At 71.7% G+C, this 24874-nt stretch carries 31 protein-coding genes; 5 read left to right on the forward strand and 26 right to left on the reverse strand.

Annotated elements, in window-relative coordinates; translation table 11 throughout:
- Positions 1-21: 21 nt before the first annotated feature.
- The 18 genes from AC2D8W_RS02895 to ligD all read right to left on the reverse strand — a co-directional run bounded on the left by AC2D8W_RS02895 (position 22) and on the right by ligD (position 16939).
- Entirely contained in the window at positions 22-1239 is a 1218-nt protein-coding gene (locus AC2D8W_RS02895; protein WP_484670239.1) for a P22 phage major capsid protein family protein, read from the reverse strand.
- A 177-nt stretch (positions 1240-1416) separates the two neighbouring features.
- Entirely contained in the window at positions 1417-2220 is an 804-nt protein-coding gene (locus AC2D8W_RS02900; protein ID WP_484670240.1) for a hypothetical protein, read from the reverse strand.
- Between the two features lie 23 nt (positions 2221-2243).
- Positions 2244-2558, reverse strand: a complete 315-nt coding sequence (locus tag AC2D8W_RS02905) for a hypothetical protein (RefSeq protein WP_484670241.1) — start codon at positions 2556-2558, stop codon at positions 2244-2246.
- Positions 2551-2826 carry a hypothetical protein gene (locus AC2D8W_RS02910; protein WP_484670242.1) on the reverse strand — a complete coding sequence of 92 codons (276 nt, stop codon included), beginning with the start codon at positions 2824-2826 and terminating at the stop codon, positions 2551-2553. Before AC2D8W_RS02910 ends, AC2D8W_RS02905 begins: the two co-directional genes overlap by 8 nt.
- Entirely contained in the window at positions 2823-3551 is a 729-nt protein-coding gene (locus AC2D8W_RS02915) for a hypothetical protein (protein WP_484670243.1), read from the reverse strand. The genes AC2D8W_RS02910 and AC2D8W_RS02915 overlap by 4 nt, the downstream gene beginning before the upstream one ends.
- Positions 3552-3580: 29 nt before the next feature.
- A complete protein-coding gene (locus AC2D8W_RS02920) occupies positions 3581-4366 on the reverse strand; it encodes a hypothetical protein (RefSeq protein ID WP_484670244.1) in 786 nt (261 codons plus the stop codon).
- A 71-nt stretch (positions 4367-4437) separates the two neighbouring features.
- Entirely contained in the window at positions 4438-6324 is a 1887-nt protein-coding gene (locus AC2D8W_RS02925; RefSeq protein ID WP_484670245.1) for a portal protein, read from the reverse strand.
- Positions 6325-6510: 186 nt separating this feature from the next.
- Positions 6511-6912 carry a BlaI/MecI/CopY family transcriptional regulator gene (locus AC2D8W_RS02930; protein WP_484670246.1) on the reverse strand — a complete coding sequence of 134 codons (402 nt, stop codon included), beginning with the start codon at positions 6910-6912 and terminating at the stop codon, positions 6511-6513.
- 2 nt (positions 6913-6914) lie between these two features.
- Positions 6915-7445: a hypothetical protein gene (locus AC2D8W_RS02935; protein WP_484670247.1), complete on the reverse strand. Its 531-nt coding sequence runs from the start codon at positions 7443-7445 to the stop codon at positions 6915-6917.
- An 85-nt stretch (positions 7446-7530) separates the two neighbouring features.
- Complete coding sequence (locus AC2D8W_RS02940; RefSeq protein ID WP_484670248.1) at positions 7531-7791, reverse strand: GlsB/YeaQ/YmgE family stress response membrane protein; 261 nt, start codon at positions 7789-7791, stop codon at positions 7531-7533.
- Between the two features lie 65 nt (positions 7792-7856).
- The gene (locus AC2D8W_RS02945) at positions 7857-7979 is read right to left on the reverse strand and encodes a hypothetical protein (RefSeq protein ID WP_484670249.1); all 123 of its coding nucleotides are present in this window, start codon (positions 7977-7979) and stop codon (positions 7857-7859) included.
- A gap of 107 nt (positions 7980-8086) precedes the next feature.
- Positions 8087-9436: a hypothetical protein gene (locus AC2D8W_RS02950; RefSeq protein ID WP_484670250.1), complete on the reverse strand. Its 1350-nt coding sequence runs from the start codon at positions 9434-9436 to the stop codon at positions 8087-8089.
- Complete coding sequence (locus tag AC2D8W_RS02955) at positions 9436-9915, reverse strand: terminase small subunit-like protein (RefSeq protein ID WP_484670251.1); 480 nt, start codon at positions 9913-9915, stop codon at positions 9436-9438. Before AC2D8W_RS02955 ends, AC2D8W_RS02950 begins: the two co-directional genes overlap by 1 nt.
- Before the next feature lie 734 nt (positions 9916-10649).
- Complete coding sequence (locus AC2D8W_RS02960; protein WP_484670252.1) at positions 10650-11351, reverse strand: hypothetical protein; 702 nt, start codon at positions 11349-11351, stop codon at positions 10650-10652.
- A gap of 1 nt (position 11352) precedes the next feature.
- Positions 11353-12297: a hypothetical protein gene (locus AC2D8W_RS02965; protein ID WP_484670253.1), complete on the reverse strand. Its 945-nt coding sequence runs from the start codon at positions 12295-12297 to the stop codon at positions 11353-11355.
- 203 nt (positions 12298-12500) lie between these two features.
- Positions 12501-13562, reverse strand: a complete 1062-nt coding sequence (locus AC2D8W_RS02970) for a tetratricopeptide repeat protein (protein WP_484670254.1) — start codon at positions 13560-13562, stop codon at positions 12501-12503.
- A 4-nt stretch (positions 13563-13566) separates the two neighbouring features.
- Entirely contained in the window at positions 13567-14472 is a 906-nt protein-coding gene (ku, locus tag AC2D8W_RS02975; protein WP_293483283.1) for a non-homologous end joining protein Ku, read from the reverse strand.
- 7 nt (positions 14473-14479) lie between these two features.
- On the reverse strand, positions 14480-16939 hold the full coding sequence (gene ligD, locus AC2D8W_RS02980) for a DNA ligase D (RefSeq protein ID WP_484670255.1): 2460 nt from the start codon (positions 16937-16939) through the stop codon (positions 14480-14482).
- A 46-nt stretch (positions 16940-16985) separates the two neighbouring features.
- Here ligD and AC2D8W_RS02985 point away from each other — a divergent pair, with 46 nt between their 5' ends.
- Positions 16986-17657 carry an alpha/beta hydrolase family protein gene (locus tag AC2D8W_RS02985; RefSeq protein WP_484670256.1) on the forward strand — a complete coding sequence of 224 codons (672 nt, stop codon included), beginning with the start codon at positions 16986-16988 and terminating at the stop codon, positions 17655-17657.
- On the opposite strand, the gene AC2D8W_RS02990 is transcribed toward AC2D8W_RS02985, so the two are convergent.
- The 3 genes from AC2D8W_RS02990 to AC2D8W_RS03000 are packed head-to-tail and all read right to left on the reverse strand — an operon-like array spanning position 17654 to position 18650.
- Positions 17654-18223, reverse strand: coding sequence for a hypothetical protein (locus AC2D8W_RS02990; protein ID WP_484670257.1), 570 nt, complete (start codon positions 18221-18223; stop codon positions 17654-17656). The two genes, AC2D8W_RS02985 and AC2D8W_RS02990, sit on opposite strands and share 4 nt — an antisense overlap.
- Positions 18223-18420, reverse strand: coding sequence for a hypothetical protein (locus AC2D8W_RS02995; RefSeq protein WP_293483291.1), 198 nt, complete (start codon positions 18418-18420; stop codon positions 18223-18225). The genes AC2D8W_RS02990 and AC2D8W_RS02995 overlap by 1 nt, the downstream gene beginning before the upstream one ends.
- Entirely contained in the window at positions 18417-18650 is a 234-nt protein-coding gene (locus AC2D8W_RS03000; RefSeq protein WP_484670258.1) for a hypothetical protein, read from the reverse strand. The genes AC2D8W_RS02995 and AC2D8W_RS03000 overlap by 4 nt, the downstream gene beginning before the upstream one ends.
- Before the next feature lie 60 nt (positions 18651-18710).
- Between AC2D8W_RS03000 and AC2D8W_RS03005 the strand changes: the two genes are divergently transcribed.
- On the forward strand, positions 18711-19358 hold the full coding sequence (locus AC2D8W_RS03005) for a helix-turn-helix domain-containing protein (protein WP_484670259.1): 648 nt from the start codon (positions 18711-18713) through the stop codon (positions 19356-19358).
- A gap of 47 nt (positions 19359-19405) precedes the next feature.
- Positions 19406-19957: an SOS response-associated peptidase gene (locus AC2D8W_RS03010; RefSeq protein WP_484670260.1), complete on the forward strand. Its 552-nt coding sequence runs from the start codon at positions 19406-19408 to the stop codon at positions 19955-19957.
- Positions 19958-19990: 33 nt separating this feature from the next.
- Here AC2D8W_RS03010 and AC2D8W_RS03015 read toward each other — a convergent pair whose 3' ends face one another.
- Positions 19991-20587: a Crp/Fnr family transcriptional regulator gene (locus tag AC2D8W_RS03015; protein ID WP_484670261.1), complete on the reverse strand. Its 597-nt coding sequence runs from the start codon at positions 20585-20587 to the stop codon at positions 19991-19993.
- 67 nt (positions 20588-20654) lie between these two features.
- Here AC2D8W_RS03015 and AC2D8W_RS03020 point away from each other — a divergent pair, with 67 nt between their 5' ends.
- Positions 20655-21404, forward strand: a complete 750-nt coding sequence (locus AC2D8W_RS03020; protein WP_484670262.1) for an SDR family oxidoreductase — start codon at positions 20655-20657, stop codon at positions 21402-21404.
- Between the two features lie 13 nt (positions 21405-21417).
- Here AC2D8W_RS03020 and AC2D8W_RS03025 read toward each other — a convergent pair whose 3' ends face one another.
- From AC2D8W_RS03025 to AC2D8W_RS03035, 3 genes are all read right to left on the reverse strand, one after another.
- The gene (locus tag AC2D8W_RS03025; RefSeq protein ID WP_293483298.1) at positions 21418-21624 is read right to left on the reverse strand and encodes a DUF3126 family protein; all 207 of its coding nucleotides are present in this window, start codon (positions 21622-21624) and stop codon (positions 21418-21420) included.
- Between the two features lie 91 nt (positions 21625-21715).
- Entirely contained in the window at positions 21716-22543 is an 828-nt protein-coding gene (gene cysE, locus AC2D8W_RS03030; protein ID WP_484670263.1) for a serine O-acetyltransferase, read from the reverse strand.
- A 28-nt stretch (positions 22544-22571) separates the two neighbouring features.
- Positions 22572-23186 (reverse strand): NUDIX domain-containing protein, encoded by a 615-nt coding sequence (locus tag AC2D8W_RS03035; RefSeq protein WP_484670264.1) that lies wholly within the window; start codon positions 23184-23186, stop codon positions 22572-22574.
- A gap of 81 nt (positions 23187-23267) precedes the next feature.
- Between AC2D8W_RS03035 and AC2D8W_RS03040 the strand changes: the two genes are divergently transcribed.
- On the forward strand, positions 23268-23882 hold the full coding sequence (locus tag AC2D8W_RS03040) for a nitroreductase family protein (protein WP_484670265.1): 615 nt from the start codon (positions 23268-23270) through the stop codon (positions 23880-23882).
- A gap of 325 nt (positions 23883-24207) precedes the next feature.
- On the opposite strand, the gene AC2D8W_RS03045 is transcribed toward AC2D8W_RS03040, so the two are convergent.
- Complete coding sequence (locus tag AC2D8W_RS03045; protein WP_484670266.1) at positions 24208-24852, reverse strand: PEPxxWA-CTERM sorting domain-containing protein; 645 nt, start codon at positions 24850-24852, stop codon at positions 24208-24210.
- Between the last annotated feature and the right edge of the window lie 22 nt (positions 24853-24874).

Raw genomic sequence — 24874 nt, forward strand, 5'->3', positions numbered from 1 at the left:
GCCGCGCGCAGCGTCACGGCGCTACTTGTTGGCCAGGCGGCAGGCGAGCTGCGGCCGGATGGTCTTGTACCCGTACAGGACGTCGAGGCGGCACGGGAACTTGTCGTTGTTGATGTCGTACTGGCGCACGATCCGCATCGAGATCCCGTCGAACACCTCGCGCGAGGCGAAGTCGACGCCGCGGGGCAGCAGCATGTCCGCCGTGGCGAACGCGAACGCGCCCTTCTGGTAGGCCATCGACAGGCCGTGGGCCTGCGACGGCGTCCCCGGGAAGGTCATCGCCGCCGTGGCCGACGTCACCGGGATCGTGACGTTCTGGCCAGGGCCGGCCAGCACGATCGCCGGCGCGATGGTGACCACGCCGGCGCCGCCGGCGTAGGGGTCGTTCACGACCACGAACTGCTGCAGGACCCCGGTGGACTGCTTGGTCTCGGGGTGCACCCGGAACACGTTGGCGATGGTGAACACGTCGCCCTTGTTCATGCCGCCGGTTCCGGTCGCCACGGTGATCGCCGTGACGGGCGTCGAGACGAGCGGCAGCGCGCCCACCGTCGTGTTGGTGGTGTAGCCGGTCTGCACCGCCGCGCCGCGCTGGTGCGACGGCCACAGGGTGTTCTCCATGAAGTCGAACCCTGCGGTGCGGCCCATGAAGCCTTCGCGGTTCTGCTTGCTGATCGTGGCCTTGTCGTTGAACAGGCCCTTCAGCGCGTCCACCAGGTCCACGTTGTCCTGGGTGTTGAGGTTGCAGGTCCGGCCGTTCAGCGGCGCGAGGTTGTCGACCAGCACCTTGCGGCCCTGCAGCACCTTGGCGAAGGACGCCGGCTGGCCGTGGTTGTCGACCTGGTTCCAGACATCCTTGTACATGCTCATGGCGTCGGCCTCGATGTTGGCCGCGAGCACGCTCATCGCCGGCTCCAGAACGCGCTCCGAGAAGTCGTCCAGCGCCATGGTCAGGTCGGCCGAGGTGAAGTTGAAGTCGACCCCCTTCTGGGTCTGCACCTTCAGATCGACGCTCGACTCGATGGTGTCCAGGTCGGCCCCGGAGCCCAGGGGCGCCCCGTTGCGGACCTTGTACTGGTTCGGCAGCCGGATCTTCAGTGTGTCGCCGATCTTGGCGCCCGACTGGGCGAACCGGTCGTCGTAGTCCCGCGTGATCGTGCCCACGAAGTTGAGCTTCTGGTGCAGCACGCGCAGCGCTTCCCGCGTCACCGCGGTGGCGGTCAAGAGAGTGTTGGGCATGGGTTTCCTTGCGGACTTGGGTTGAGGTCGGGCCGCGCGAAGACGCCCGAGCCGCCCGCCGGCGGGTGTTCGGGGTCCGGCCGGCGCGAGCCGGCGGCGGCTGTCGGGAGCGCCCTCGCCCGTGCTCCCGCGCGGGAGGGGCCGAGGGCGCTGGGCTGGAAGACGGGTGCGGCGGCGTCAGCGCCCGCCGGAGAGCTGCTCGCCGCGTCGGCGCATCCATTCCTTGGTGCTGAGCTCGTCGCGCACGCCGGCGCCGGCGGCGCCGCCGCCCGACACCAGGACGGCCGGCCGGACCGCCTGGGCGGCCTCGGCCTGCGCGCCGCGCTGGCTGGCCTCGTCCGCGGTCCACGCCTTGTGCAGCAGCTTCCACAGCCGCGGGTCCGCGGCCTGCGCCAGCTCCTCCAGAGTCACGCCGAACGCCTGGGCGTACTCGACCAGCTTGCTCGCCACCTCCGGCGACCAGCCGTCGATCTCCTCGCGCAGCCGGGCGCCGGTCTTCGCCATCGCCTCGGCCGCCTCGCGGGCGGACTGCAGCTGCGCGCGTTCGTCGTCGTGGGCGACGGCGTAGGCCAGCTCGTCGCGCGCCGCCTGCGCCTCCTGGAACTGGGTCCAAAGGGCCTGCGCCGCTTCGGGGTCCGAGGCCGCGTAGGCCTCCCAGTCCACGCTCTCGAACGCCTCGATCTGGTCGTCGAGGACCATCAGGCTGATCCGGTCGCGGCTGCCGCTCCGCAGGGCGGCCGAGCGGCGCGACATCGCCTCGCGCTCGGCCTCCAGAGCGCGCCGATGCTCGGCGATCTCCTGGGTCTTGCGGGTGTAGTCGGCCTGCCGCAGGAAGGCGCCCTTCAGCGCCGCCGGCACGGTGTGGGTCACGCCGTCCAGTTCGAGCTCGAACATCTCGTCCGCCGGGTCGCAGTCCGGACCGGCGCAATCCTCGTCGCGCATGGGGTCGTCGCCCGCCAACGGCAGGATATCGTCGTGCATCTTGTCCTCTGGAGCTGAGCCCCTCAGGGGCGGGTGGAGAAGAACTCGGTCTCGCCGCCGATGCCGACGGCGAAGCTGCAGCCGACGAAGATCGTCGGCCAAACGGCCAGCAACGCCGCCATCGCGGCGAGCCGCCGCCGGTCGAAGCGCAGGACGGCGGAGATCGCGAACACCAGGACCGCAGGCGCCATGGCCACGACCGCCGTCCACGGATCCCACAGGCTGCAGTAGAGCGGTCGGCGGCCGCCGTAGAGCCACAGCATGGCCAGGTAGGGCCACGCGGCCAGTCCGGCCGCAATCCAGAACGCCGCTCGGGCCATGCGCGCGCGGTCAGCCATGGGCCATCCCACAGCTCAACGCCCAGCCTGGACCCGCGAGCACGATCGCCAGCATGACCAGGGCCCGGCGAGCGTCGAACGCGGACAACGCCGAGAGGCCAAACGCGACCGCCGCCGGCGCGAGAGCCAGGTTGTTCACGCCGGCCCAGGCGCGACAGTAGTCGTCGCCGTTGGCGTGCTGATACGCGGCCATGGCCAGCGTCAGCGCCAGGGGCCAGCAAGCCAGGCCCAGGCCCATCCAGAACAGCGGAACGCTCATCCGCCTCAACGCAGGCCTCCCTGGTACAGCGCTCGGGCCAGCGCCTCGCGCGCCCGGTCCGCCTCCGGGCGCGTCCCGCTCAGGGCGAAATGGCCGGACTTCGGGGCGAACTGCCAGGCCAGCGCGGGCGTGGCGAGGCGGATCGCGGCGTCGCCGACGCCCGCCCGGAGCGGATCGCCGAGATCGTCCAGGTCGACGGTGATCACCTTGCGGATCCGCGGATGTCGCCGGACCGCGTCGTAGAGGTCGCTGTTCAGCGGGGCGGCCACCAGGACCAGATGGTCGACCACGCCGCCGTTCTCGGCCACGGCGAACGCCTGGGCTGCGGCCATGACCGCCCCGTTGGAGTAGCCGCCCACGTTGTACTGCTCGCGGCCGGCAAGGCTGCGCGACTGCCGCGCCGCCGCCTGCATGGCGGGGGTGGCGGCCATGGCCTTGGCGTAGGCCAGATCGTTGCGCGCCGTCACGCTGCCCGCCTCGCCGATCAGCCGCCGCAGTCCCGCGGACGTCCAGGGGTCGCCGTAGTTCGGCACGATCGGGTCGCGGATTCCCGCCTTGGCGAACGCCGCGCGAAACCGCTCGAGATAGACTCCGCCCTGGCCGACCGCCCCGTAGAAGATGAAGACGCAGGATGATCCTGCAGACTCGGGGGCGGCCTGGGCGTCCGCGGGCTCGGCGCGGGCGGCGGGCGCGGCGGCCGCCGCGGCCAGGGCAGCCGCGGCCAGGGCCGCCACGAGCCCGGCCCATGTGCGTCGCCCGGCCACTACCTCAGTCCCCGGCGCTTCAGGTCGTGGGCCAGTTCGTCGCGGCGCGCGTCGAACACCTCGCCCTCGCCGCTCAGGCGGAAGTGCCCCGTCTGCTCGCGCCATTGCCGGGCCAGCTTCGGCGTCGACGCCGCCAGCGCCGCGTCGCTCATGCCCGCCCGCACCGGATCCCCGTACTTGGTCAGGTCCATGGTGATGACATTCCGGATCCCGGGATGGGTGCGCACCGCATCGTAGAGGTCCTTGTTGATGGGCGCCCCCAGCAGGACGAGATTGTCGACGACGCCGCCGTTCTCCGCCACCGCGTACGCCTGCGCGGCGGCCATCACGGCCCCGTTGGAGTATCCGCCCAGGTTGTACTGCTCATCGCCCAGGGTTCGCGAGTGGCGCGCCGCGGCCTGCATGCCGGGCGTCGCCGCGAGGGCCTGCGCATGCTTGAGCCCGTTGGACTTGAGGACGTCCAGCACTTCGCCGGCCATCCGCCGCCGCCCCGCCGCGCTCGCGGCCGGGTCGCCGTAGTTGGGGATCACCGGCCGGTCGATCCCGGCCTTCTCGAACGATCGGCGGAAGCCCTCCAGATAGTCGCCGCCCTGGCCTGCGCCGCCGTAGAAGATGAACTCGCACGCGCCGGGCGACAGGGCTCCCCCGCCCCGGCGCGGAATGCCGCGGGCCGGGTCGAACCGGCCTGGCGCCGTCGGGCGGGCCCCGGCGGCCGGCCCCGGGCTGGACCGCCCGTCGCCTTCGATCATCGGAACGCCCGAGGCGCTCATTGCGTCCTTCCACATCCGCACCCCCGAATTGACCAGAACATTTCAAGAACTGCAAGGCTTCGCTTGGCCCGGCCCGAACCTAGGCCTCAGGCGGGGCGCTGCAGGGCGCGCATCCGGTTGGTCTCGGCCTCGAAGGCCTCGATCTCCAGCTTGCGGGCCTGGTGCGCGCGGTCCTGCTTCAGGGCGGCGATCTCGCTCCTGGCCGCCGCCAGCGCCTGCGCCAGCTGGGCGACCTGGCCCTGCGCGGCCTGGACCTGCGGATCCTGTCCCTTCGCCGCCGGCGGCAGCAGCGCGGCCAGGCGTCCCGCGATCTCGTCCGCGCCGGGCCAGTCGAGGTTGCGCGCCAGCAGGTCGCCCAGCACCGGCGCGGCTCCGGGATAGGCGCGGATCAGCTCGATCATCTGGGTCGCGGCCTCCTCGCGGCGGCTCGTGAACGAGGGGCCGGCCCGGACGGTCAGGTCGTACTTGCCGGCGCCCAGGTCGTGGATCCGCCCGATGGCGCGCAGCTGCTCGGCCGAGGGCCCGGCCGCGCGGCCGCCAGGCGCCACGCCCACGCTGTGCGCCGCGCCGTCCTGGCCCAGCACGCGGACCACGCGCGCCGTCGCGTACACCTTCGGGATGAGGTCCAGCAGGATCCGCCCGGCGTGCCGGATCGCCCGGCTCAGGTTGTCGATGTAGTGGAACGTCGAGACGTCCCCCTCCCGTTGCCGCGCCATGATCGCGCGGCCCGAGGTCTCGTTGGACCGCGCGCCGAGGCTCGCATCGTAGAGCCCCATGATCGACTTCATGTCGTCCGAGGCGTTCATCGCCTCCTGCAGCGCGCCGGCCGGCGCGCCCGCATAGCCCTGCCGCATCGGCGGCTCGGGGCCGTCGTACTCGATGTAGGCGTGGCTCTGGACGTTCGCCGTCGCCCACTTGTTCGCGTCGGTGTCGAACGCGCCCTTCCGGCCGATGAACGGCGCCTTGGGCGCCAGGGCGACCAGTTCCGTCGACGTGGTGCGCCAGTAGTTGAACATCCGCTGCGGGTCTTTCGCGTCGCGCACCAGGCTCCGCAGCCGACGCCGGCCGTCGACGATCAGCTCCTCGCCGAACACGGGGACGATGGGGATGAACCGCCCGGCCCACTCCACCGTCTCCAGCACCTCGGCGCCGGAGAGGATGCGCTGCACCACCCGGTGGCTGGCGCTCCTGCGCGGCCGCCCCACCGGCGTCACGCCGAGCGCGTCGAACAGCGCCTTCTGCGCCCTGTAGGTCGCCTCCTCGATCACGCGCCCGTCCGACAGCGCCAGGATGGTCCGCTCGACGCGCTCGCGCCGCCAGTACTCGGCGAGCGTCACGCGCTCCCCGTCACGGGCTTCCCCGGCCGGACGGATCGCCCCGCCGCCGTCCCAGTCGGCCACCGCCGCGCCGGGCCACCGCGCCGCGAACGCCGCCGCCGGCAGCGAATCCACCACGAAGGCCGTGTTCCAGTCCGACGAGTCCGCCCCCGTCGACTCGGGGTCCCCGTAGATCGAGAACGGATCGGCCACCCGCTCGATGGCGATGTCCTGTTCGAAGGAGTCGTCCGCGGCGTACCGGGTGTTGATCCGGAAGTACCCCACCCCGCTCGTCACCGCGAAGTCCAGGGCCGTGTCGTAGGCCACCTCGGCGTCGGAGCTCTGCTCGATATGGCGGATCAGGCCGTTCATCACCTCGGCGGTCTCGGGGTCGGCCGCGCCGTCCACCGGATGCACCGCGATCGCCGGCTTGTTCTGGCGCGCGTCGTTCACCACCTGGCGGATGAAGGCCGGCAGCCGGTTGATGGTCAGGCAGGGCCGCCCTTCCTGCTCGCGCCCGCGCCGGACCGCCTCGGGCCACTGCTCGCCCAGCCGCGCGAAGCGCAGGTCGTCCAGCGCCTCGCGCCGGTTGTCGGCCTCGGCGTCGGCCGCCAGTTCGAAGGCGGCGCGGGCCTCGGAAAGGATCTCGTCGGACAAGGCAGGACCTCACGTGAAGGCGCCCGCGCGAGCGACGCCCGGCGGGTGGAAGGCGGTCTGCGAGGACCGCGGCGGCTGGTGGATCGGAACGCGCCGGAGGCTCACCGCACCGCGGCGGCCGCACTCATCAACGCTGACAGAAACCTACCGAAAACGTGTCGGCTTGTCAAGAACAAAAACGAAACATCAATCGTCGTCGTCGCGGTCCAGCTCGGCCACCAGCCGCTTCAGCCGCGCGAGGTCCTCCGGCGCCAGCGCCTTCTCGCGGGCAAAGTGCGCCACCAGCGGCGCGAGCTGGCCGCCGAACAGGCGGTCCAGCAGCCCGCGGCTCTCGTCGGTAACCCAGTCCTCGCGCCGGATCAGGGGCGCATAGACCACCATGCCGCGCCGGCGCTCCGACCTGAGGGCGCCCTTGGTGATCAGCCGGCGGATCAGCGTGCGGACCGTGGCCTCGCCCCAGCCGTTGGCCGAGCCGGCCTCGGCCAGGATCTCCTCAGCGCCCGCCCCGTCGCGGCCGGCCTCGGCGGCGGCCCAGGCCACCGCCATGACCTGGCTCTCGGCCGCGGAGATCCGCGGCGGTGTGGCCATCCTCAGGCCGCCGCGCGGCGGATCCGCGCCTCGAGGTGCCGCTCGCAGAGCACGCCCACGGTGCTGGCCAGCAGGCCCAGCATCACGGCCAGCGCCGCCTCGGCCCATCCCGGGGCCATCACCGTGATCGAGGGCGCCGGCCGCACGTTCGCGATGCCCAGGAAGCCGGCGAACAGGATGTAGCTGGCCGCCAGCGCGCCCAGCGGGATGCCCGCCGACCGCACGATCCTCAGGCGCCCCAGCGAGCCCGCCAGGCCCTTGGCGTCGCCCTTGCCGACCTTGCCCAGGCTCATCGCCCAGACGACGAGCGCGGCCACCGTCGAGATGAGCAGGATCGCGAAAACCGTCTTCACCTCGAGCGAGGCGTCCGCGAAGACCCGGCCGATATGCAGCCGCTCTGCGGGCGGGACGACCGTCAGGCCGCCCTCGCCGCAACCCGCGCACCGCGCGGCCTCCTGCGCCCGCGCCACGCCCGAGAGCGCCATCACGAAGATGAGCGCCGCCGGCGCCGTCATGAACCTCACGCGCCTCATGGGCGGCCTCCCGTGTTATTACGTCTGTAGCAAATTCAGACTACAGACGTAACAACACCTGTCAACCGCCCAGTCGGGACGCGCGTCAGACCCCGCGGCGACGCTGGAACAGGCCGACCAGGAAAAGCAGCAGGACCGCGCCGGCCGTGGCGGTCAGAAGGCTCGGGATGATCCCTTCGCCCACGCCGAAGCCCAGCATCGTCGCCACGAAGCTGCCGAGGAATGCGCCCACCACGCCGACAATCAGGTTCATCAGAAGTCCGTGATTGCGGCCCATGATCTTCTCGGCGATCCAACCGGCCAGGATGCCGATGATGATCGCGCCCAGGATTCCCACACCGTTCATCGAGTTTCTCCGTCTGTCCGGCATTCGGAATGCAGACGGAGGACGCGGGTTGCACGGCGCAGCCGTCAGCGGATGCGCGGCCCCGACATCATCAGGTTCAGATAGAGGATGACGGCGATCGCCACCCCGACGCACGTCAGCGGCCGCGCCTCGAACAGATCCAGGGCCTGCCGCGCGATCTCCGGCACCGCCGAACTCCTGACTCCCTCGCCCCCCGACCGCCCGAACTATGTTTCCCGGGCCTTAACGTCGTCTGGAGCGTCAGGATTAACGCACGCCCGCGCCGGCGCCTTTGTCAGCCCATCCAGCTCAGGGCGCCGCCCGCGGGCCCGAGGCTCCGGCGGCGCGCCTCCGGGGCGCGCTCCACGGCGGCGGCGCCGCGCCGGTTCAGCGCGAATTCGCCGAAGGCGTCCGCGCCGTGGCTGGCCTGATCGTGCAGCGGCCCGCCATAGCTGTGCGTCGCCCGGATCCACCGCTTGCGGTAGGCCCGCAGCCGGTCCAGCCCCAGCGCGCAGCGCTCCTTGTCGAACCAGGTCAGCGGGATCATCAGCCGCGCCGCGCTGATGCGGTCCTCAGGATCTGCGGCCGCGCCGACCTCGATGCGCGACAGGCCCAGGCCGCCCAGCACCTCGTAGCGCGAGCGCCCGGTGCCCAGTTCGCGCGCCATCACGTCGTGCGGCAGGTGGTGGACGCCCCACACGTACGGCCGGCTCCCGATGGCCTGGCGCACGATCGCCTCCAGGCCCTGGCCCGCGGTCTCGAAGTAGTCGATCACCCGCACCTCGCGCCCCGCCTGCTGGAAGAACCAGATGGCGGTGTAGTCGTCGATGCCCAGATCCCAGGCGGTGTCGACCCGCAGCGCCGGGTCGTGCGGCACGCCGCCGATGCGCCCCTCCCGCTCGGCCGCGCCCAGCAGCGAGGCGTAGTAGGCCCCCGGCGTCGCCGCATCGAAGTTCACCAGATACTCGGACGAGAAGCGCGCCTCGCCCTCCTCCTCCGACCCCAGCTCGGCGGCCAGCTCCCGTCGCTCGCGCTCCAGCTGCTCGGCCGTGAACACGTCGGTGGCGGTGGCGGGCGACTTCAGCGTGAACCACTCGGGGTCCTTTTCGCGGCTCTCGAACGCCCGCGTCGCATGATTCCGCCCCCGCGGCGTCCAAAGGAACACCGCCCACCCGTCGTTCTCCAGCAGGATCGGGCGCAGGTAGGTCCAGGCCTCGGGCCGCGTCAGCGACCACTCCGAGAACACGACCCCGGCCACCGACGACCCCACGAGGCTGTTGTAGGTGTCGGAGCCCAGGACCTGCCAGGTGGAGCCATTGCCCAGCCGCACCTTCATCTCGCTGTCCACGAACTCCGGCTTCATATCGTCGGTGAACGCCTCCTCGATCCGCCGCTTGCCCGTGTGCGGGTTCACGGCGTCCCAGATGGCCTTGCGGCCCTGCGCCGCCTCGGGCAGCAGGTGCCAGTAGCCGCCCACCCTCGCCTGCGCGGCCCACGCGCCCCAGTTCATCGCCACCTCGTCCTTGCCCCATCGGCGATGGGCCACGACGTCCACCCGCTTGGCGCCGCCCAGCAGGGCGTCCCAGAGTTCGTTCTGGTGCATCCGCGGCTGCCACTCCAGCACGCGCGTGATCTGCTGCACCATCAGCCCTCGCCCTCCGGGAAGATCTCGCGCAGCACCGCGCGGCCGTCGGCGCCCACGACCTTCTCGAAGCGGCGCACCCGGAAGATGATCTCCACGGGCTCGGGCTTCGCCGGCGCGCGCGGCGTCCGGCGGGCGGCCCACCGATCCGGCGCCAGCGCCACGGCGCGGCGGATCAGGGCGTCGATCTTCACCTTGGCCGAGCGCACCGTCTCTTCGGTGACGGCCTCGGCTACGTCCAGCGCCCGATCCCCGCAGACCTCCGCCCCGAACTCCCGCGCCGCGTCCGCCGCCTCCCCGAACTCCGGATAGGCCTTGCGCCAGTTGTACAGCGTCGCGGTGCACGGCATGCCCCGCTCCCGCCCGAGCCGCTCGTAGGTCGTGCCCTCCGCCAGCCTGTCCAGGATCTTCTGCGCCAGCGGCCCCGAATACTCCGTCGGCCCCCGCCGCGCCCGCACCGAGGGACCCTTCCGCTTCGTCATCTGGAACTCCTTCTTCAAGTCGAGGGGCTCTCACCCCGAGCCTCCACCACCCCGCCGCACCTTCCTCTCCCGCGACGCGGGAGAGGGGGACCGCCCGCCGAAGAGCGGGTGGCGCCGGAGGCGCTCGATGGAACCGCGGAGGACGCAGAGACGAACGCAGAGCGCGCAGAGATTTCCGCACCCTCCGCGCCTCTCCTGCGATCTCTGCGGTTAGAACAGGACACCGCACCTTCCTCTCCCGCCTAGCGGGAGAGGGGGACCGCCCGCCGAAGAGCGGGCGGTGGAGAGGGCGAGCCGCAGCCACGGCGCGGGAAACGCATCCCGCCCGGCAGGGCTGGCGCCGCAGGCCCTCGATGGAACCGCGGAGGACGCAGAGAGCGCCGAGATCTCCGCGCCCTCCGCGCCGCCTCCGCGATCTCTGCGGTTAAGCAGGACGGCTCCACCGCCCCTCACGCCCGCCGAGCCCTCGTATGCGATGGCCCTGCCCCTGCGCACGAGGCGGACCGCGGGAAGGATGCTCCGCACTGGGGCAGCTCGCGCAGCGAGAGGGGGCCTCCACCCCGAACCCTGCCAGCCACCCCCTCCCCGCCGGCGCGTCGCGCCGCCGGACCTCCCCCAAAGGGGAGGACCCTGGGGTGATGCTCCCCCCCTGGGGGAGCTCGCAAAGCGAGAGGGGGTTTCACCCCCGAACGCCTGTGAAGTCGCCCGACGTCATCGCAGCCGGAAGACCGTCCTCAGCCGCCCCACGCCTGCAGCTCGCCCCCGAGCCCGGGGTGCGCCGTCACGGATTCAGGCGGCTCTTCGAACGGGAACGGGTACGGATGCGGCCAGATGTAGGGCGGCGCCGGATGCGACGCGAACCGGTCCGCCGTCCAGGCCAGCCGCGGTCGCTGCTTCACCCCGCAGCCGGTCGCCTTGCGATGCCAGACAGCCCCCCACCTGGCGTCCCAAAGGGCCAGGCCAGCCTCGAAGACGTGGCGCGTGAAGTCGTCGCTGCGCCATAGCGGACCGTTCGGATTGACCTCGAGTTCGACCGCGTTGTCACTCTGCTCGCCATAGGCGCCCGCCTGCACGCACAAGCTCGCGTAGAGCGGATCCGAAGGGCGCCGATGGTTGCCCACGAGCACCCAGTAGCCGCTCTGCGCCACCGGCGCAGGCCGCTGCGGCGGGTCGAAACGTGTTCGACGGTCGATGACCGTCGCCACATCCTCGACGGGGTGGGTAAGCACAGGTCCGAGCGTCCCCGGCCGCGGCGGGCTCCCGCTCTCAAAGGGCCACAGCTCCCCGTAGGCCGGCTCCACCTCGCCAAGCAGGCCGGCTATTCGCTGTAGCTTGTCGGCGATGCTCTCCGCGCTCTGGGCGCGACTCGGCCATCCCCACAGATACCCGTAGCTCTCGGACACCGGGTCGAACGGAATGGCGGTCGGAGCGATCAACCTAGAACAGCCTCCACTTAGCCTCGGGAGGCGTGTGACGAACCGTCATATTCGGGGCAATCTCGACGCGTCTCTCAAAGAACGGCAACGCTCCCTTCTCCGCGATATGCCAATCCACCGCCCTTCCCCCGGACGCTTCTCGTTGCCTACCGGCTTGCAAGCGCGGAGACGTGTTGAACTTCCGGTACTTGGGATCGTCTGCCATGAAGGCCACGAGCGAGGCATATCCCGGCCCCTTCGCCTCCAGCAACTGTCGACGAGGATCCCACACGGCGCACCCGTCAAAGGCGACAGCTCCCCTAGGCGTCCGAACCACATAGTCCAGGCCCGGCGCTCGCGTGATCTGATCCTCGTAGTCGCGGCTGCGCTGCGAGCGTGTGTCATCCCGCTGCTCGGGTTCCCACCCACCGAGCGGATGGCAACTCGGATCCTCCTCTCGCTCGCCTTGCAGCATCTGGGCGGCGTCCGGGATCGTGCCCGGAGGCGCCTTGTCCACCACTCGGACGCGGGTGGCAGGCCCCGGCTCGTCCTCTCCTGCCATCCGCTGTGTTTGCTCGGCGTAAAGGCGCTCCAGTTCGCCCGAGCGGACGATGCTGCCGTCCGCCAGCCGGAATTCATCGCCGCCGATGTGCTCCACCCAGTTGAGGGGGTAAGGGCGATTGGGAAGGTAGCCTCCACGGATGTTCGGGAACGTCTCAAAGAAGCCGCCAGTGCTCCCAGGCGCAGGCAGGGCCTGCCCGGGAGGGGGCGCGATGCGTTCCGGTGCTGGACGAACCGCGCGGGGCCGGAAGCGCGCCTCTTGCATGGGAGGCGGGCCAAAGAACTCGTCGTGATCCGCCTGCAGAGAGGCCTCGCGATCTCGGGCGATCTCGGCCAAAGGGCGCCGGTACCAGGCGTCCAGTTCGTCGCCCTCCAGGTCAGCCGGATTTACGAACAGTCTCTTCATCGACCGCATCCCCACAGATCAGCCACCAGTGGTCCACGCGCCTGTCACGCGACAGCGCGGCCACCAGAGCCGGCAAGATGTCCTTGGAAGGCGCCCCCAAGGCGAACGGACACCGTTTCGCCCCCGCGCCGGTCGCACTCATCAACGCTGACAGAAACCTACCGAAAACGTGTAGACATGTCAAGAACAAACTGCGAACTGGATCACGCCTGTCCGTTGCAGTATCGCAGCGCCCGGCGCGCCGTCCGCGCCCAGTCCTCCGGCGGGTCGAGGGCGAGGTAGCGTTCGTACAGCGCCGCGGCGTCGCCCAGCGCGCCGGCCTTCATCCGCAGCTGCGCCAGGTTGAACACCGCGTCCGGGTGGCGCGGGTCGGTCTCCAGCACGCGCGCCAGCTCGCCGGCGGCCGCCTCCGAACGTCCTTCCGCGTCCAGCGCCTGGGCCAGGTTGTAGCGCGCCTCCACGAACCGGGGGTCGCGCCCCAGCGCGCGCTGGTAGGCCAGCCGCGCCTGGTCGAAGGCGCCCTGGGCCAGCCGGATGTTGCCTTCGTTGTAGGGCGCGATGGCGTCCCGGCGATCGGCCCGGGCGCACAGGTCGTAGAGATGCGCCGCCGCCTCCAGGTCGCCCTCGGCCTCGGCCATGGCCGCGGCCTCGAACAGATCGTCGACCGTGGCGTGGGCCTCGTCGAACGCCAGCTGCCCCTGCCCTTCCAGGGTCGTCAGCCCGTCGGCCCACTTGAGCGCCGCGTCGCCCGCGGGCGTCAGCACGATCCGGTAACGGCCCCGCGGCGACAGGTCCCGCGCCCGGGCCAGGATGCGGACGACGCCGCCCAGCGTGCGGCCGCCCGACACCAGGTCGGCCGCGGTGCGGATCAGCTGCGCGTCGCCGAAGCGCGTCCGGTCGCCGTCCAGGCCGATCAGGTCGAAGGCGGCCAGCACCTGGGCGTCCTGCGCCGTGAGCGTCGTGCCCGCCAGCGCCGTCGCCAGCGGCAGCGTCGCTTCGGTCGCCGCCTCGCCGGCCAGCGCCGCCGCGAACGAGCGCTCGCCCAGCACCGGGACCCCGCGCGCCTGCGCCGCCCCGATCCGCTGCGGAAGCGCGCCGGAATCGATGAGCGCGGTGGCGAGCTCGCCCACCACCAGAGCGTCGGACCGCCGCGTCAGGTCGCGCGCGACGCCGCCGCCACGGGCCTCGATCTCGCCCGCCAGCCGCTCGCGCGCGCCCGCCTGGAACCGGCCGTAGAGGGCGATCGCGCGGTCACGCACATCCATCGGGTCAGGAGGCGGCGGGCGCCCGCTTCTTCGGCGGCGCCTTGGCGGCCGTCGCCTTCGCCGGAGCCTTGCCCGCGGCCGAAGCCTTCCCCCCGGCCGCCTTCGCCGCCTTGCCGAGGCTGGGCGCCGGCGGCCGGCGCTCCTCCTCGATCGAGCGGCGCAGCGCGTCCATCAGGTTCACCACATTGCCGCGCTCGGGCGCCTTGGTGATCACCGGCTGGCCGCCGGCGATCTTCGACTTCACCAGCGCCAGCAGCGCCTCCTCGTAGCGGTCCTCGAAGGCCGCCGGGGCGAAGGTCGCCTGCTTCGAGGCGATGATCTGCCCCGCCATGGCCAGCATGTCGTCGCCGTACTTGGCGTTCAGCTTCTCGAGCGCGCCCGAGGCCTCGCGGATCTCCTTGGCCGAGCGCAGCGTGGTCAGCCGGAAGCCGTCCTCGATGGGCTGGATCGCCACCAGGCGCTCGCGGCCGGACAGGACGATGCGGGCGATGGCCACCTTGTCGGCCCGGCGCATGGCCTCGAGGATGACGGCGAACGTCTCCTCGGCGATCGGGCCGTCGGGCGCGAGGTAGTAGGTGGAGTCGAAGTAGATCGGGTCGATCTCGGCGGCGTCCACGAACCCGTCGATATCGATGGTCTTCGAGGACTCGATCTCGATCTCGTCCAGCTCCTCGGCCGTGACGACGACGTACTTGTCCTTCTCGAACTGGTAGCCCTTCACCAGGTCGGCGCGGTCGATCTCGCCCAGTTCCGGGTCGTGGTACTTCTGCTGGACGCGGTTCAGCGTGTCCTTGTGCAGCAGGTTGAAGCTGATCTTGCCCGCGCTCGCCGACGTCGCCGGGAAGAGCTTCACCGGGCACGACACCAACGAGAGCTTGAGATAACCCTTCCAGCTCGCCCGACCGGCCATGCGGAACCTACCTCTTCATCCCAACGTCGCGGAGCATCTTAGGCGTAAGGTCTGAACTACTCGATACTAGACCATCCCACGGGTCCGCGGCCAAGGTCTCCAGGCGCCGGACCACTGAAAGACGGTCGAAGGTGTGTCCTCCCGACAACTTCCGCAGCTCGTCCCAGGCGATGGGCGTGGCCACCGGAAAGCCCGGCCGGGCGCGCAGCGAGTACGAGGCCACCGCGCTCGCGCCGCGGGCGTTGCGGATGTAGTCCACGAAGATCTTGCCCTTGCGGCGCTCCTTGCCGGAGACCGCCGTGAACAGGCTGGGGCTGTCGGCCGCGGCCGCCCGCGCCACCGCCTCGGAGAAGCCCTTCACCGTCGCCCAGTCGTGCCGCCCGGGCCTCAGCGCCACCACCAGGTGCAGGCCCTTGCCGCCCGTGGTGCGCAGGAAGGGCGTCAGCCCCAGCGCCTGCAGCCGGTCGCGCAGCACCTCCGCGCCGTCGCAGACCCGGCTCCACGGCAGGCTCTCGTCCGGGTCCAGGTCCAGCACGATCCGGTCCGGGTGCTCGGGGTCGTCGATCCGGCAGCCCCACAGGTGGAACTCCACGGCGCCGAACTGGGTCAGGCCCAGGTACCCCCGGGGCTCGGTGATGGCGATGAAGGCCGCGCGCCCCTCCTCGTCCGACAGCTCCACCGTCTCCAGGCCCGGCGGCAGGCCGTTGAACGCGTGGCGCTGGTAGAACAGCTCGCTCAGGTCCCCGCTCGGGCAGCGGATCACCGTCACCGGCCGGCGCAGCACCTCGGGCAGCAGCCAGTCGCCCACGCGGGCGTAGTAGATCGCCACGTCCAGCTTGGTGACGCCGGTGTCCGAGAACGCGCGCTGCGGGTTGGTCAGGTGGATCGCCGCCAGGTCGCGGTCGCTGACCAGCCGGGGCTTCACCGCCCGCGCCGCCGGCTGCGGTTTCCAGGGTGCGATGGAGATCAGCGTCGGCGCCCGCGGCGCGCCGATCCGCGAGCGGCTGCGGTAGCCCACCTCCACCTTCCACGCCGGGTCCACCCACCTGGCGCCCGGCGTCGGCGGGACCGGCACGACCGGCTTCGCCCGCAGGTGCGGCTCCAGCGCCCGGTAGATCTCCCGCGCCAGGTCCTCCCCGATCCCAGAGCCCACGCGGCAGGCGTACTCCAGCTCGCCGCCGCGTTCCTCCGCCAGCACCAGCGACGAGGCGTTCTTCGGCATGTTCGACAGGAAGCCGATGACCACGAACTCGTCGATCTCGACCCGCTTCACCTTCAGCCAGTTGGCCGACCGCTGCTGCACGTAGCGACTGTCCGCGCGCTTCGAGACGATGCCCTCCAGGCCCAGGCGGCTGGCCTCGGCGAACAGCTGGTCGCCCTCGCCCTCGAAGTGGTCGCTGATCTGGATCTGCGAGCGGGGATCGGCCACCGGCGCGAGCAGCCCCTCCAGCGCCCGCTTGCGATCGATCAGCTTCGCGCCCGACAGGTCGTAGCCGTCCAGGTGCACGAGGTCGAAGGCGAAGTAGGTCATGGCGTGGCTGTCGCCCGCCGAGAGCGCCTGCTCCAGCAGGTCCAGCCGCGCCACGCCGCGCGGGTCCTGCACGACCAGTTCGCCGTCCAGGATCGCCGTCCGGCACGGCAACCGTTCGAACGCCTTGGCCACCGCCGCGTAGCGGTGCGTCCAGTCCACGCCGTTGCGGGTGATCATCCGCACCTGGCCGCGGTCCACGAACACCAGGGTGCGATAGCCGTCGTACTTGATCTCGTGGATCCAGCCCGGCCCCTTCGGCGCGGCGTCCGCGGGCGTCGCCAGCTGCGGCTTCCACCTGGCCGGCAGGGGCGCCGCCACCGAGCCCTCGATCCTGCCCGGGGCCGCCTTCCTCACGGCCCTGCGCGGCTTCGGCGCCGGCTCGGGCTCGTCCACCGACCGGCCGCTGACCACGCTGTCCGGCGCCTCCACAAGGACGTCGTAGTCCTCGATCGGGCGAGCCGACGGGTCCCGCTCCTTGATCAGCAGCCAGTCGGTCCCGTCGCCCTTCAGCCGCACCAGGGTCCAGCCGCCCGACAGCTTCTCGCCCAGCAGCCGGAACTTGATCTCGCCGTCGGCCAGCCCCTGCTCGGGGTCCTTCAGCGTCACATAGGTCCCGCGGTCCCAAATGATGACGTTGCCCGCCCCGTAGTTGCCCTCCGGGATGCGGCCCTCGAACGATCCGTACTCGAGGGGATGGTCCTCGGTCAGCTTGGCGAAGCGGCGGACCTTGGTGTCCAGGCAGGGCCCCTCCGGCACCGCCCAGCTCTTCAGCACCCCGCCCATCTCAAGCCGCAGGTCGTAGTGCAGCCGCCGGGCCTTGTGCTTCTGGATGACGAACATGGGCGCGTCCGACGCCCCGCCGCCCGGCCCGCCCGCCGGCTCGGGCGTCGCCGAGAAGCGCCGCTTGGCGCGGTAGGTGTCGAGCCGATCGGCCATCGCGCCGACCATGCCGGGGCGTGGCGGGATCGTCTATGGTCGCGCCATGCCCGCCGAACCGCTCGCCCTCGACCTTCCTGACGGCCAGGCCGTCTCCGCCCTCTGGCAGTCGCCCCCCTCGCCCCGGGCCGTGCTCAGCCTCGCCCACGGCGCGGGCGCCGGCATGACCCATCGCCACATGGCCGTCGTCGCCGACGGCCTGGAGGCGCGCGGCGTCGCCACCCTGCGCTACCAGTTCCCCTACATGGAGAAGGGCGGCCGGCGTCCCGACCCGCCGCGGGTCGCCCACGCCGCCGTGCGCGCCGCCGCGGTCGAGGCCGCCCGCCGTGCGCAGGGCCTTCCGCTCTTCGCCGGCGGCCGCTCGTTCGGCGCGCGCATGACGTCCCAGGCCCAGGCCGCCGCGCCGCTGGCCGACGTGCGCGGCCTGGTCTTCTTCGCCTTTCCGCTGCACCCGGCCGGAAAGCCGGGCGTGGACCGCGCCGATCACCTGAAGGCCGTCGAGGTCCTCATGCTCTTCCTGCAGGGCTCGGCGGACGCCCTGGCCGACCTCGCCCTGCTGCGCCCCGTCGTCGAAGACCTCGGCCCCCGCGCCACGCTCGTGCTCGCGGAGGCGGCGGACCACAGCTTCCACGTCCCGGCCCGCACGGGCCGCAAGGACGCCGACGTCATGGCCGAACTGCTCGACCGGGCCGCCGCCTGGATGACCGGCCAGCCCTAGGCCGCCAGGACGTCCAGGGCCACCTTCAGCAGCGCCTCCAGCCGCGCCGCCTCCCGCGGATCGCCGGCCGCCGCCTCGCGCGGGGTCTTCTCCTCGCCGCAGATCAGGTCGCAGGCGGCCACCAGGTCGGGCTGCCGCCACAGCCGCCGGCGAAACTCGAGCAGCCGCCGGCGCGCCGCCTCCGTGCCCTCGCCCCGCGCCAGCACGTCCTCCAGCGCCGGTGGGACGAACTCGCCGCGCACGCGCACGTCCAGGGTCGAGGGGATCGCCTTCTCCAGCTTCACCCGCCGGTACGCCGCGCCGTAGCGCTGCCCGGCCGCCAGACGGTCCGCGCCGATGCGGCCCTTCGCGGCCAGCCAGTCCAGCCCGCTCTGCCGCCGGTAAGGCTGGCCCCGCCGCCCCGCCGTCGGCTCGGCGATCGCCTCCCCCCGCGCCCGCGACAGCGCCACGGTCTCGGCGACGCCCGCCTCCACGGCGGCGGCGTGCGCCTGCGCCTTGCGCTGGCGCTCCTGGCGGATCATCCGCTCGCGCGCGACGTCCTCCGGTCTCAGCTTCGCCCTGCGCATCACAGCTTCAGTCCCCGCGCCACAACCGCGTCGGCCAGCCGGTAGACCGCCTCCGACGCCTCCGCCTCGCCCTCGATCACCACCAGCCCGGCCGCCGTATGCGCCAGCAGTTCGCGCAGGAACTGCCCGCGCTCGCCGGGCTTGCGCCGGCCGAGGGCGCCGGCCACCAGCGTGGCGGCGTCGCCATCCCGGCTCATCGGCCGAGCACCGGATAGCCGCCGGCCGCCTGGACGGCCGCCACGTGCTCGGCGTGGCCTGCGAACCGCGGCCGGATGGCGCGCCGGTCGGCGACGCCCAGTCCGGCCTGGAACCCGGCTTCCAGCCACGATCCACGTCCGGATCTGACGCCGGTCTCGGCGCAAGCTCGCGCCTGGGTCGCGCCGCCGCAGCGGAGCACGGAGTACGTTTCCTGATGTGTGTTCACCATGTGTTCTGTATATATTCTACATCGGCTTGAGTCAAATACGATGACATGTAATCTACAGCCATGGACGGACGCGCCGAGCGCCTCAGGCAGGCCCGCATCGAGCGGGGGTTCGACACCGCCGCCGCCGCGGCGGACGCCTTCGGCTGGAGCCGCAACACCTACGCGGCGAACGAGAATGGCAACGCGCCCTTCTCCTACCGGCGGGCCAAGGCGTACGCGGCCGCGTTCGGCGTCACGGCCGAATGGCTCTACGACGCGACCGGCGCCGCCGCGCCCGCGGGGGCGGGGGCGGAGTTCGTCCCGGTGATCGGGCACGTGGGCGCCAATCCCGAGGGCGTGGTCCTCTTCGCCCTCGGGCAGGACCCGGCGGAGATCGCGCCGATCCCGCCCGGGGGGACCGAGCGGGCGCGGGCGCTGCGCGTCGTCGGCCACTCCATGCGCGGCCTCGCCGACGACGGCGCCCTCATCTACTTCGAGGACCAGCGCACCGCGCCCACCCCCGACATGCTGGGCCAGGTGGTGGTGGTCGAGGTCGAGACCGACGAGGTGCTGGTCAAGCGGCTGCTGCGCGGATCCCGGCCCGGCCTCTACGACCTCGAGAGCATCGCCGGCCCCATGCGCCGCGACGCCCGACTCCGCTGGGCCGCGCACATCACCGCGATCATCCCGCCGTTCCAGGCCCGCCGGATCATCCGCGGCGCCGCCTGATCTGCATCTAAGCTACAGAGCTGCTTCGACCGGAGTCCGTATATTTCATGTGCAACGAATTCCGGTTCGAGAACTCGCTCCAGGACCTGCTCGAGGCCTTCAGCCAGCTCAGCGTCCCCATCGACTGGGAGGGCGGCGCGCCGAACCTCGAGCCCCGCGCCTCCATCCGGCCCACGGACCCGGCCTACCTGCTGGCCGGCCGGCCCGGCGGCGGCGGCCGGCTCACCCAGCTCCGCTGGGGCTTCCCGGGCCCCCGCGGCCCCGTCATCAACTTCCGCTCCGAGGGCCGCACCTTCGGCTCGGGCCGCTGCCTGGTCCCGGCGGACGGTTTCTTCGAGTTCACCGGCGCCAAGGCGCCCAAGTCCAAGTGGCTGTTCACCGCGGCCGAGGGGGGCTTCTTCGCCATCGCCGGCCTCATCCGCGACGACCGCTTCACGCTGCTCACCTGCCCGCCCGGCCCCGATATCGCGCCCTACCACGACCGCCAGATCGTCATCCTGCCGCGCCAGCACTGGGCCGCCTGGCTCGACACCGCCCAGCCCCAGCCCCCCATCGCCCCCCTCCCCGCGGGCGTCCTGAAGGTGACCCAGGTCCGCTGAAGAGCGCTTGGCCTTTCGCCTGTCACCCCGCGCTCAGTCCCCCAAGCCACACCGCCGCAGTCGCGCCTTGAGCCGGCTCAGCCCCACCGGCGTGACCCCGATCAGCGCGGCGAGCTCGGCCTGCGGCGCCGCCTGCACCAGGGCCGGACGCTCCCGGGTCAGCCGCGTCCAGCGCTCGGCGGCCGAGAGCGTCAGGAACTCGAACTCGCGGATCTCCTTGCGCCGCGCATAGTCCATGAACAGTCGGCGCGACGCCGTTTCCCAGGCGTGGTGGCGCGCCGCCTGCCGCTGCAGTTCGCTCCAGGGCGCCTGCTCGACCTCGGCCGCCGTGAGGGCCACCGCGCTGAAGCTCGCCGCCTCGCCCGCCAGCGCCGCCATGCTGGCGAAGATGTCGCCGCCCTCCACGATCGACTTCGTGAAGGCCCTCCCCTTCGCATCCTCGTAGACCAGCTTCACCAGGCCGCAGATCACCAGCCGGACGTGCCCGTCGGCGTCGCCCTGGTGGAACAGATGCTCGCCCGGCTTGTACCTGCGCGAGACGACCCTCCGGTCGAGATCCTCCGCGTCGGGCAGCGGCCCGCCGGCGATGGTCGAAAGACGCGTCGAAAGAGCGGAAGGCCGGTCGCGCATTAACCGCGGATAATCGGGCAACCCGCGCGCCGTGGCCATTTGCATCTTCGATCTTGGGGAGCACGCCATGGACCTTCGCGACGCCACTGTCCTCGTCACCGGGGCCACGCGGGGCGTGGGCGCCGCCTTGACCCGTCGCCTGCTGGCCGAGGGCGCCCATGTCATCGCCCTGGCGCGGGACGCCGATCGCCTGGCCGAGGCGGCCCGGGGCGCCGCGGGCCGGCTTACGCCCTGGCCCCTCGACCTCGGCCGCCGCGAGGACGTGGATGCGGCCGTGGCGGCCCTGCCCTCGAGAAGCCCCGAACTGTCCGTCGTGATCAACAATGCGGGCGTGCAGGTGATGAGCGACTTCGTCCATGGCGAGGCGGCCGCCCGTCTCGGCGACCTCCGCGCCGAGATGGCGATCAACCTCGAGGCGGTGGTGGCCCTATGCGCCGGCCTGCTGCCGCACCTCGCGAGCCGGCCCCGCGCCGCCATCGTCAACGTGACGAGCGGCCTTGCTCTGGCGCCGAAGCGGTCGGCGCCCGTCTACTGCGCGACCAAGGCCGGGGTCCGGGCGTTCACCCGGGCGCTGCGCTACCAGTGCGAGGACGCCGCGCCGCATGTCCACGTGGCCGAAGCCGTCCTGCCGCTGGTCGACACCGAGATGACGCGCGGGCGGGGCGCCGGAAAGCTCAGCCCGGATGCGGCCGCGCTTCAGATGCTCGGGGGCCTCAAGGCCGGCCGGCGCGAAATCTACGTCGGGAAGGCCGCGGCCCTGCCGCCGCTGCTGCGTCTCGCGCCCGGCCTCGCCTACCGGCTTCTGCGGGACGACTGATCCCCCGGCAGGCCTACGGCAGGTCCTCGGCCAGGATGGCCATCTCGAACATGAACGAGCCGTCCTCGTCCTCGTCCTGGAACACGACGCCGATGAACTCCTCGCCAATGTAGACCTCGGCGGAGTCCTTCTGCTTGGGACGCGGCACGAGGTTGATCCGCGCGTTGGCGAAGGTGCCACGCAGATGGCCTTCGATCCTGCGGATGGTCTTCTCGTCCACGCCAACGCTCCTGGTCCAGTCCGGGCGGTCTTCTAGCGAATGCCTCGTCCGGGCGAAACCTAAGATCGGCGAAACCCGGGTCTCGCGGACGTCAGATCGAGTAGTCCGAGATGATCGGCAGGGTGTGATCCATGGTCCGCGCCGGCTCCTCGCAGGTCGGGCAGTTCACCAGCCGCGCCGGCACGCCGGCCGCGGTGCAGCCGGCCGGCACGTCCTTCAGCACCACCGAACCCGAGGCCACCTTGGCGTAGTCGCCGATCTGGATATTGCCCAGCACCTTGGCGCCGGCGCCCAGCAGGACGCCCTTGCCGATCTTCGGGTGTCGGTCGCCGCGCTCGGCGCCCGTGCCGCCCAGGGTCACGCCCTGCAGCATCGAGACGTCGTCGCCGATCACCGCCGTTTCGCCGATGACGATGCCGGTGCCGTGGTCGACGAACACGCCCTTGCCGATGCGCGTGGCGGGGTGGATGTCCACCTGGAACAGCTCGCTCGTGCGGCTCTGCAGGTAGAAGGCCAGCGTCTCGCGGCCCTCGCCGTACAGCCAGTGCGCCACCCGCTGGGTCTGCAGGGCCAGGAAGCCCTTGAAGAACAGGAACGGCTGCACGTAGCCCTTGCAGGCGGGATCGCGCTCGAACACGGCCTTCAGGTCCAGTTCGGCGGTCGCCACGATGTCGGGCTGCGACTCGTAGGCTTCCTCGATGGTGTCGCGCAGGCTCATGGCCCGCAGCTCCTGGTCGCCCAGCTTGCGCGCGAGCTGGTAGCTCAGCGCGTCGCCCAGCGTATCGTGGTTCAGGATGACGGCCGCCAGCAGGCTGGCGAGCGCCGCCTCGGACTTGGCGGCGGCGTAGGCCTCGTTGCGTAGCGCCGCCCACACCGGGGGCGGGGCGGTGACATCGACGACCTCAAGGCGCTGGCTCATGGCGTCCTCTCGACCCATTGGGTTCTCCCTACCCTAACATAGCGGCGGCCAAAGCCGGCGCCAGAAGCCCTTCACGAGCCATATGGTGGGCCTTCAGCAGCATCGCCACCGTCAACATGTCCTGCAAATCGCCGGCCATGGCGGCGTCGAACGCTTCGCGGAACGGGACGCGCACCTGCTCCAACGCCTCGGTGTCGTCGGCGTGCCGCTTGTCGCCGGCCGCGTGCAGGCCCGTCGCGAGGTATCCGATCGCCCGCTCGTCACTGACCGAGTTCGAGAGCTGCGCGGTCAGGATCACCTGCCAGTCCGTGGCCGCGAGACCGGTCTCCTCGGCCAGTTCGCGCTGCGCGCTCGCGAGCGGATCGTCGGCCAGGGGCCCGCCGCCTTCCGGGATCTCCCAGCTGTAGTCCATGGCCGGGAAGCGGTGCTGCCCCACCAGCACCGTGGTTCCGTCCTCGAACAGCGGAAGGACCGCGATCGCCAGGTTCTTGTAGCCGACCAGGCCGTACACGGCCGGCGCGCCGGTCGGCGCCGTGGCGGCGTACTCGGTCACGCGGATCCAGGGGTTGTCGTAGACCACGCGTTCGGGTCCGCGCACCCATGGCGTCCCGTGCGGCCGCAGCCAGGCCGGCTTTTCGCCCATCGAACTGTCCCTTGGCTTGCCGCCGGCTCGGCCGTCCCCATAAAGAGCCTCCTCCCTCACCTCAAGCGCCGGACCGGTCCCTTGCCCTCGAAGCTCCCCGCGCCGCCGCAGTTCGGCGCCGCCCTGCCGCTCCAGCCGTCGCCCGAGGCGCTCCGTTTCCTGGCGCTGCGCCGCTCCACGTCGGCGCTCACCCTCGTCGAGCCGGCCCCGTCGGGCGAGGAACTCGCCGACCTGCTGCGCCTCGCCGCGCGGGTTCCCGACCACGGCAAGCTCTCGCCCTGGCGCTTCATCGTTGTGTCGGCGGACGCCAAGGCGGCCCTGGTCGCCCGGCTGGCCGTGGTCGCCGAGGCGCGGGGCGACGCCGCCCTCGTCACGAAGCTGGGCAAGCTCGCGGTCCCGCCCCTGGCGGTGGTGGTCGTCTCCTCGCCGCGCGCGGTGGCGGCGATCCCCGAGTGGGAACAGGTGCTCTCGGCCGGAGCGGTCTGCGCGAACCTGCTCTATGGCGCGCTCGCCATGGGCTACGGCGCCAACTGGATCACCGACTGGTACAGCTACGACCCCGAGGCCGCGGCGGTCTTCGGCGTGCGGGCCGGCGAACGCATCGCCGGCGTCATCCTGTTGGGGACGCCCCGCGAGCCGCCTCTCGAACGCGAGCGGGCCGCGCTCGACCCCCTCGTGACGCATTGGGCGCCCTGACGGCTCACGAAACACGATGGCCCGAGAAACACGACGGCCGGACGACGCACCGCGCCGCCCGGCCTGAGGTGACACGCCCGAGGAGAGTTGGGCAAAGTCAATTCTAGGCTTCTGGCCCGCGTTTGCAACAGCCGCCGTCGATCTGCCGCACGCCGATCAACTGGCGCCCGGCACGGTGAACACGCGCACCGACAGTTCCCAAGCCGCACATACTCAAGCTTTGCTTCGGAAGACTCGGTCTTGGACTCTGCCGACGTCGTTCGCGGCGCCTCGGCAATTCAGTGCGGGCCCAGGATCATCTGCCGGCTCGGATCGCCCGGGCGCCTCAGGCCGGCCCGTAGCGTCGCCGACGACGCATCGCCGCGCCGGTCGCGCCGAACCCGGCGATCATCAGGGCCCAGGCCGAGGGCTCGGGCACGGCCCCAACCGGGTCGCCAAAGACCCGCAGCGAGAAGTCGAGGTCGTTGGAAACGCCCCAGTTCCCCGTCGAGCGCCGGTGGCTGGCCTCCTTCAGGGTCGGGTTCGGCGCGTAGAAGGCAAGACCGCTCTCGAACGTGTCGTCCTCGCGGACTTCGAAGGTGATCCAGTATTCGCCGGGGCCCAGCACCACGTTCGCGCCGTGCACCCCGTGCCAGTCGTAGAAGTCGCCGCCCTGCTCGGCCGCGATGTGGACCTGCGCCGAGAAGATCTCGCTGCCGGGAACCGCCCCGAGGCTGTTGGCGATCCCCATGTGGACCGTCTGCGGCTGCGCATTGAGCCCGAAGAAGCTCTCGAAGTCGGTGATCCGGGTGGTTTGCGACACGGTGAACGCCGCGGCGAGCCCGATGTGGTCGTCACCGAACTCTCCGATCGCCCAGACGGCGAATGGGAACTCCACCTCGCCGGTGTCGACGATGACGTCGGCGGCGGCGGGCGCCGCGTGAAGGGCGAGCAGCGCGGCGGCGGCCAGCGGCGCGAGTGACCTGGACATGGAACAACCCCCATCTTCGAGC

The organism is Phenylobacterium sp. T106 (assembly GCF_057219735.1).

Bases quoted from the DNA above. Each gene is read 5' to 3' on its own strand.
- AC2D8W_RS02895 (WP_484670239.1), bottom strand. From the start codon at position 1,239: ATGCCCAACACTCTCTTGACCGCCACCGCGGTGACGCGGGAAGCGCTG.
- AC2D8W_RS02900 (WP_484670240.1), bottom strand. From the start codon at position 2,220: ATGCACGACGATATCCTGCCGTTGGCGGGCGACGACCCCATGCGCGAC.
- AC2D8W_RS02905 (WP_484670241.1), bottom strand. From the start codon at position 2,558: ATGGCTGACCGCGCGCGCATGGCCCGAGCGGCGTTCTGGATTGCGGCC.
- AC2D8W_RS02920 (WP_484670244.1), bottom strand. From the start codon at position 4,366: ATGTGGAAGGACGCAATGAGCGCCTCGGGCGTTCCGATGATCGAAGGC.
- AC2D8W_RS02930 (WP_484670246.1), bottom strand. From the start codon at position 6,912: ATGGCCACACCGCCGCGGATCTCCGCGGCCGAGAGCCAGGTCATGGCG.
- AC2D8W_RS02935 (WP_484670247.1), bottom strand. From the start codon at position 7,445: ATGAGGCGCGTGAGGTTCATGACGGCGCCGGCGGCGCTCATCTTCGTG.
- AC2D8W_RS02940 (WP_484670248.1), bottom strand. From the start codon at position 7,791: ATGAACGGTGTGGGAATCCTGGGCGCGATCATCATCGGCATCCTGGCC.
- AC2D8W_RS02950 (WP_484670250.1), bottom strand. From the start codon at position 9,436: ATGGTGCAGCAGATCACGCGCGTGCTGGAGTGGCAGCCGCGGATGCAC.
- AC2D8W_RS02955 (WP_484670251.1), bottom strand. From the start codon at position 9,915: ATGACGAAGCGGAAGGGTCCCTCGGTGCGGGCGCGGCGGGGGCCGACG.
- AC2D8W_RS02965 (WP_484670253.1), bottom strand. From the start codon at position 12,297: ATGAAGAGACTGTTCGTAAATCCGGCTGACCTGGAGGGCGACGAACTG.
- AC2D8W_RS02970 (WP_484670254.1), bottom strand. From the start codon at position 13,562: ATGGATGTGCGTGACCGCGCGATCGCCCTCTACGGCCGGTTCCAGGCG.
- ku (WP_293483283.1), bottom strand. From the start codon at position 14,472: ATGGCCGGTCGGGCGAGCTGGAAGGGTTATCTCAAGCTCTCGTTGGTG.
- ligD (WP_484670255.1), bottom strand. From the start codon at position 16,939: ATGGCCGATCGGCTCGACACCTACCGCGCCAAGCGGCGCTTCTCGGCG.
- AC2D8W_RS02985 (WP_484670256.1), top strand. From the start codon at position 16,986: ATGCCCGCCGAACCGCTCGCCCTCGACCTTCCTGACGGCCAGGCCGTC.
- AC2D8W_RS02990 (WP_484670257.1), bottom strand. From the start codon at position 18,223: ATGCGCAGGGCGAAGCTGAGACCGGAGGACGTCGCGCGCGAGCGGATG.
- AC2D8W_RS02995 (WP_293483291.1), bottom strand. From the start codon at position 18,420: ATGAGCCGGGATGGCGACGCCGCCACGCTGGTGGCCGGCGCCCTCGGC.
- AC2D8W_RS03000 (WP_484670258.1), bottom strand. From the start codon at position 18,650: ATGGTGAACACACATCAGGAAACGTACTCCGTGCTCCGCTGCGGCGGC.
- AC2D8W_RS03005 (WP_484670259.1), top strand. From the start codon at position 18,711: ATGGACGGACGCGCCGAGCGCCTCAGGCAGGCCCGCATCGAGCGGGGG.
- AC2D8W_RS03010 (WP_484670260.1), top strand. From the start codon at position 19,406: ATGTGCAACGAATTCCGGTTCGAGAACTCGCTCCAGGACCTGCTCGAG.
- AC2D8W_RS03015 (WP_484670261.1), bottom strand. From the start codon at position 20,587: ATGCGCGACCGGCCTTCCGCTCTTTCGACGCGTCTTTCGACCATCGCC.
- AC2D8W_RS03020 (WP_484670262.1), top strand. From the start codon at position 20,655: ATGGACCTTCGCGACGCCACTGTCCTCGTCACCGGGGCCACGCGGGGC.
- cysE (WP_484670263.1), bottom strand. From the start codon at position 22,543: ATGAGCCAGCGCCTTGAGGTCGTCGATGTCACCGCCCCGCCCCCGGTG.
- AC2D8W_RS03035 (WP_484670264.1), bottom strand. From the start codon at position 23,186: ATGGGCGAAAAGCCGGCCTGGCTGCGGCCGCACGGGACGCCATGGGTG.
- AC2D8W_RS03045 (WP_484670266.1), bottom strand. From the start codon at position 24,852: ATGTCCAGGTCACTCGCGCCGCTGGCCGCCGCCGCGCTGCTCGCCCTT.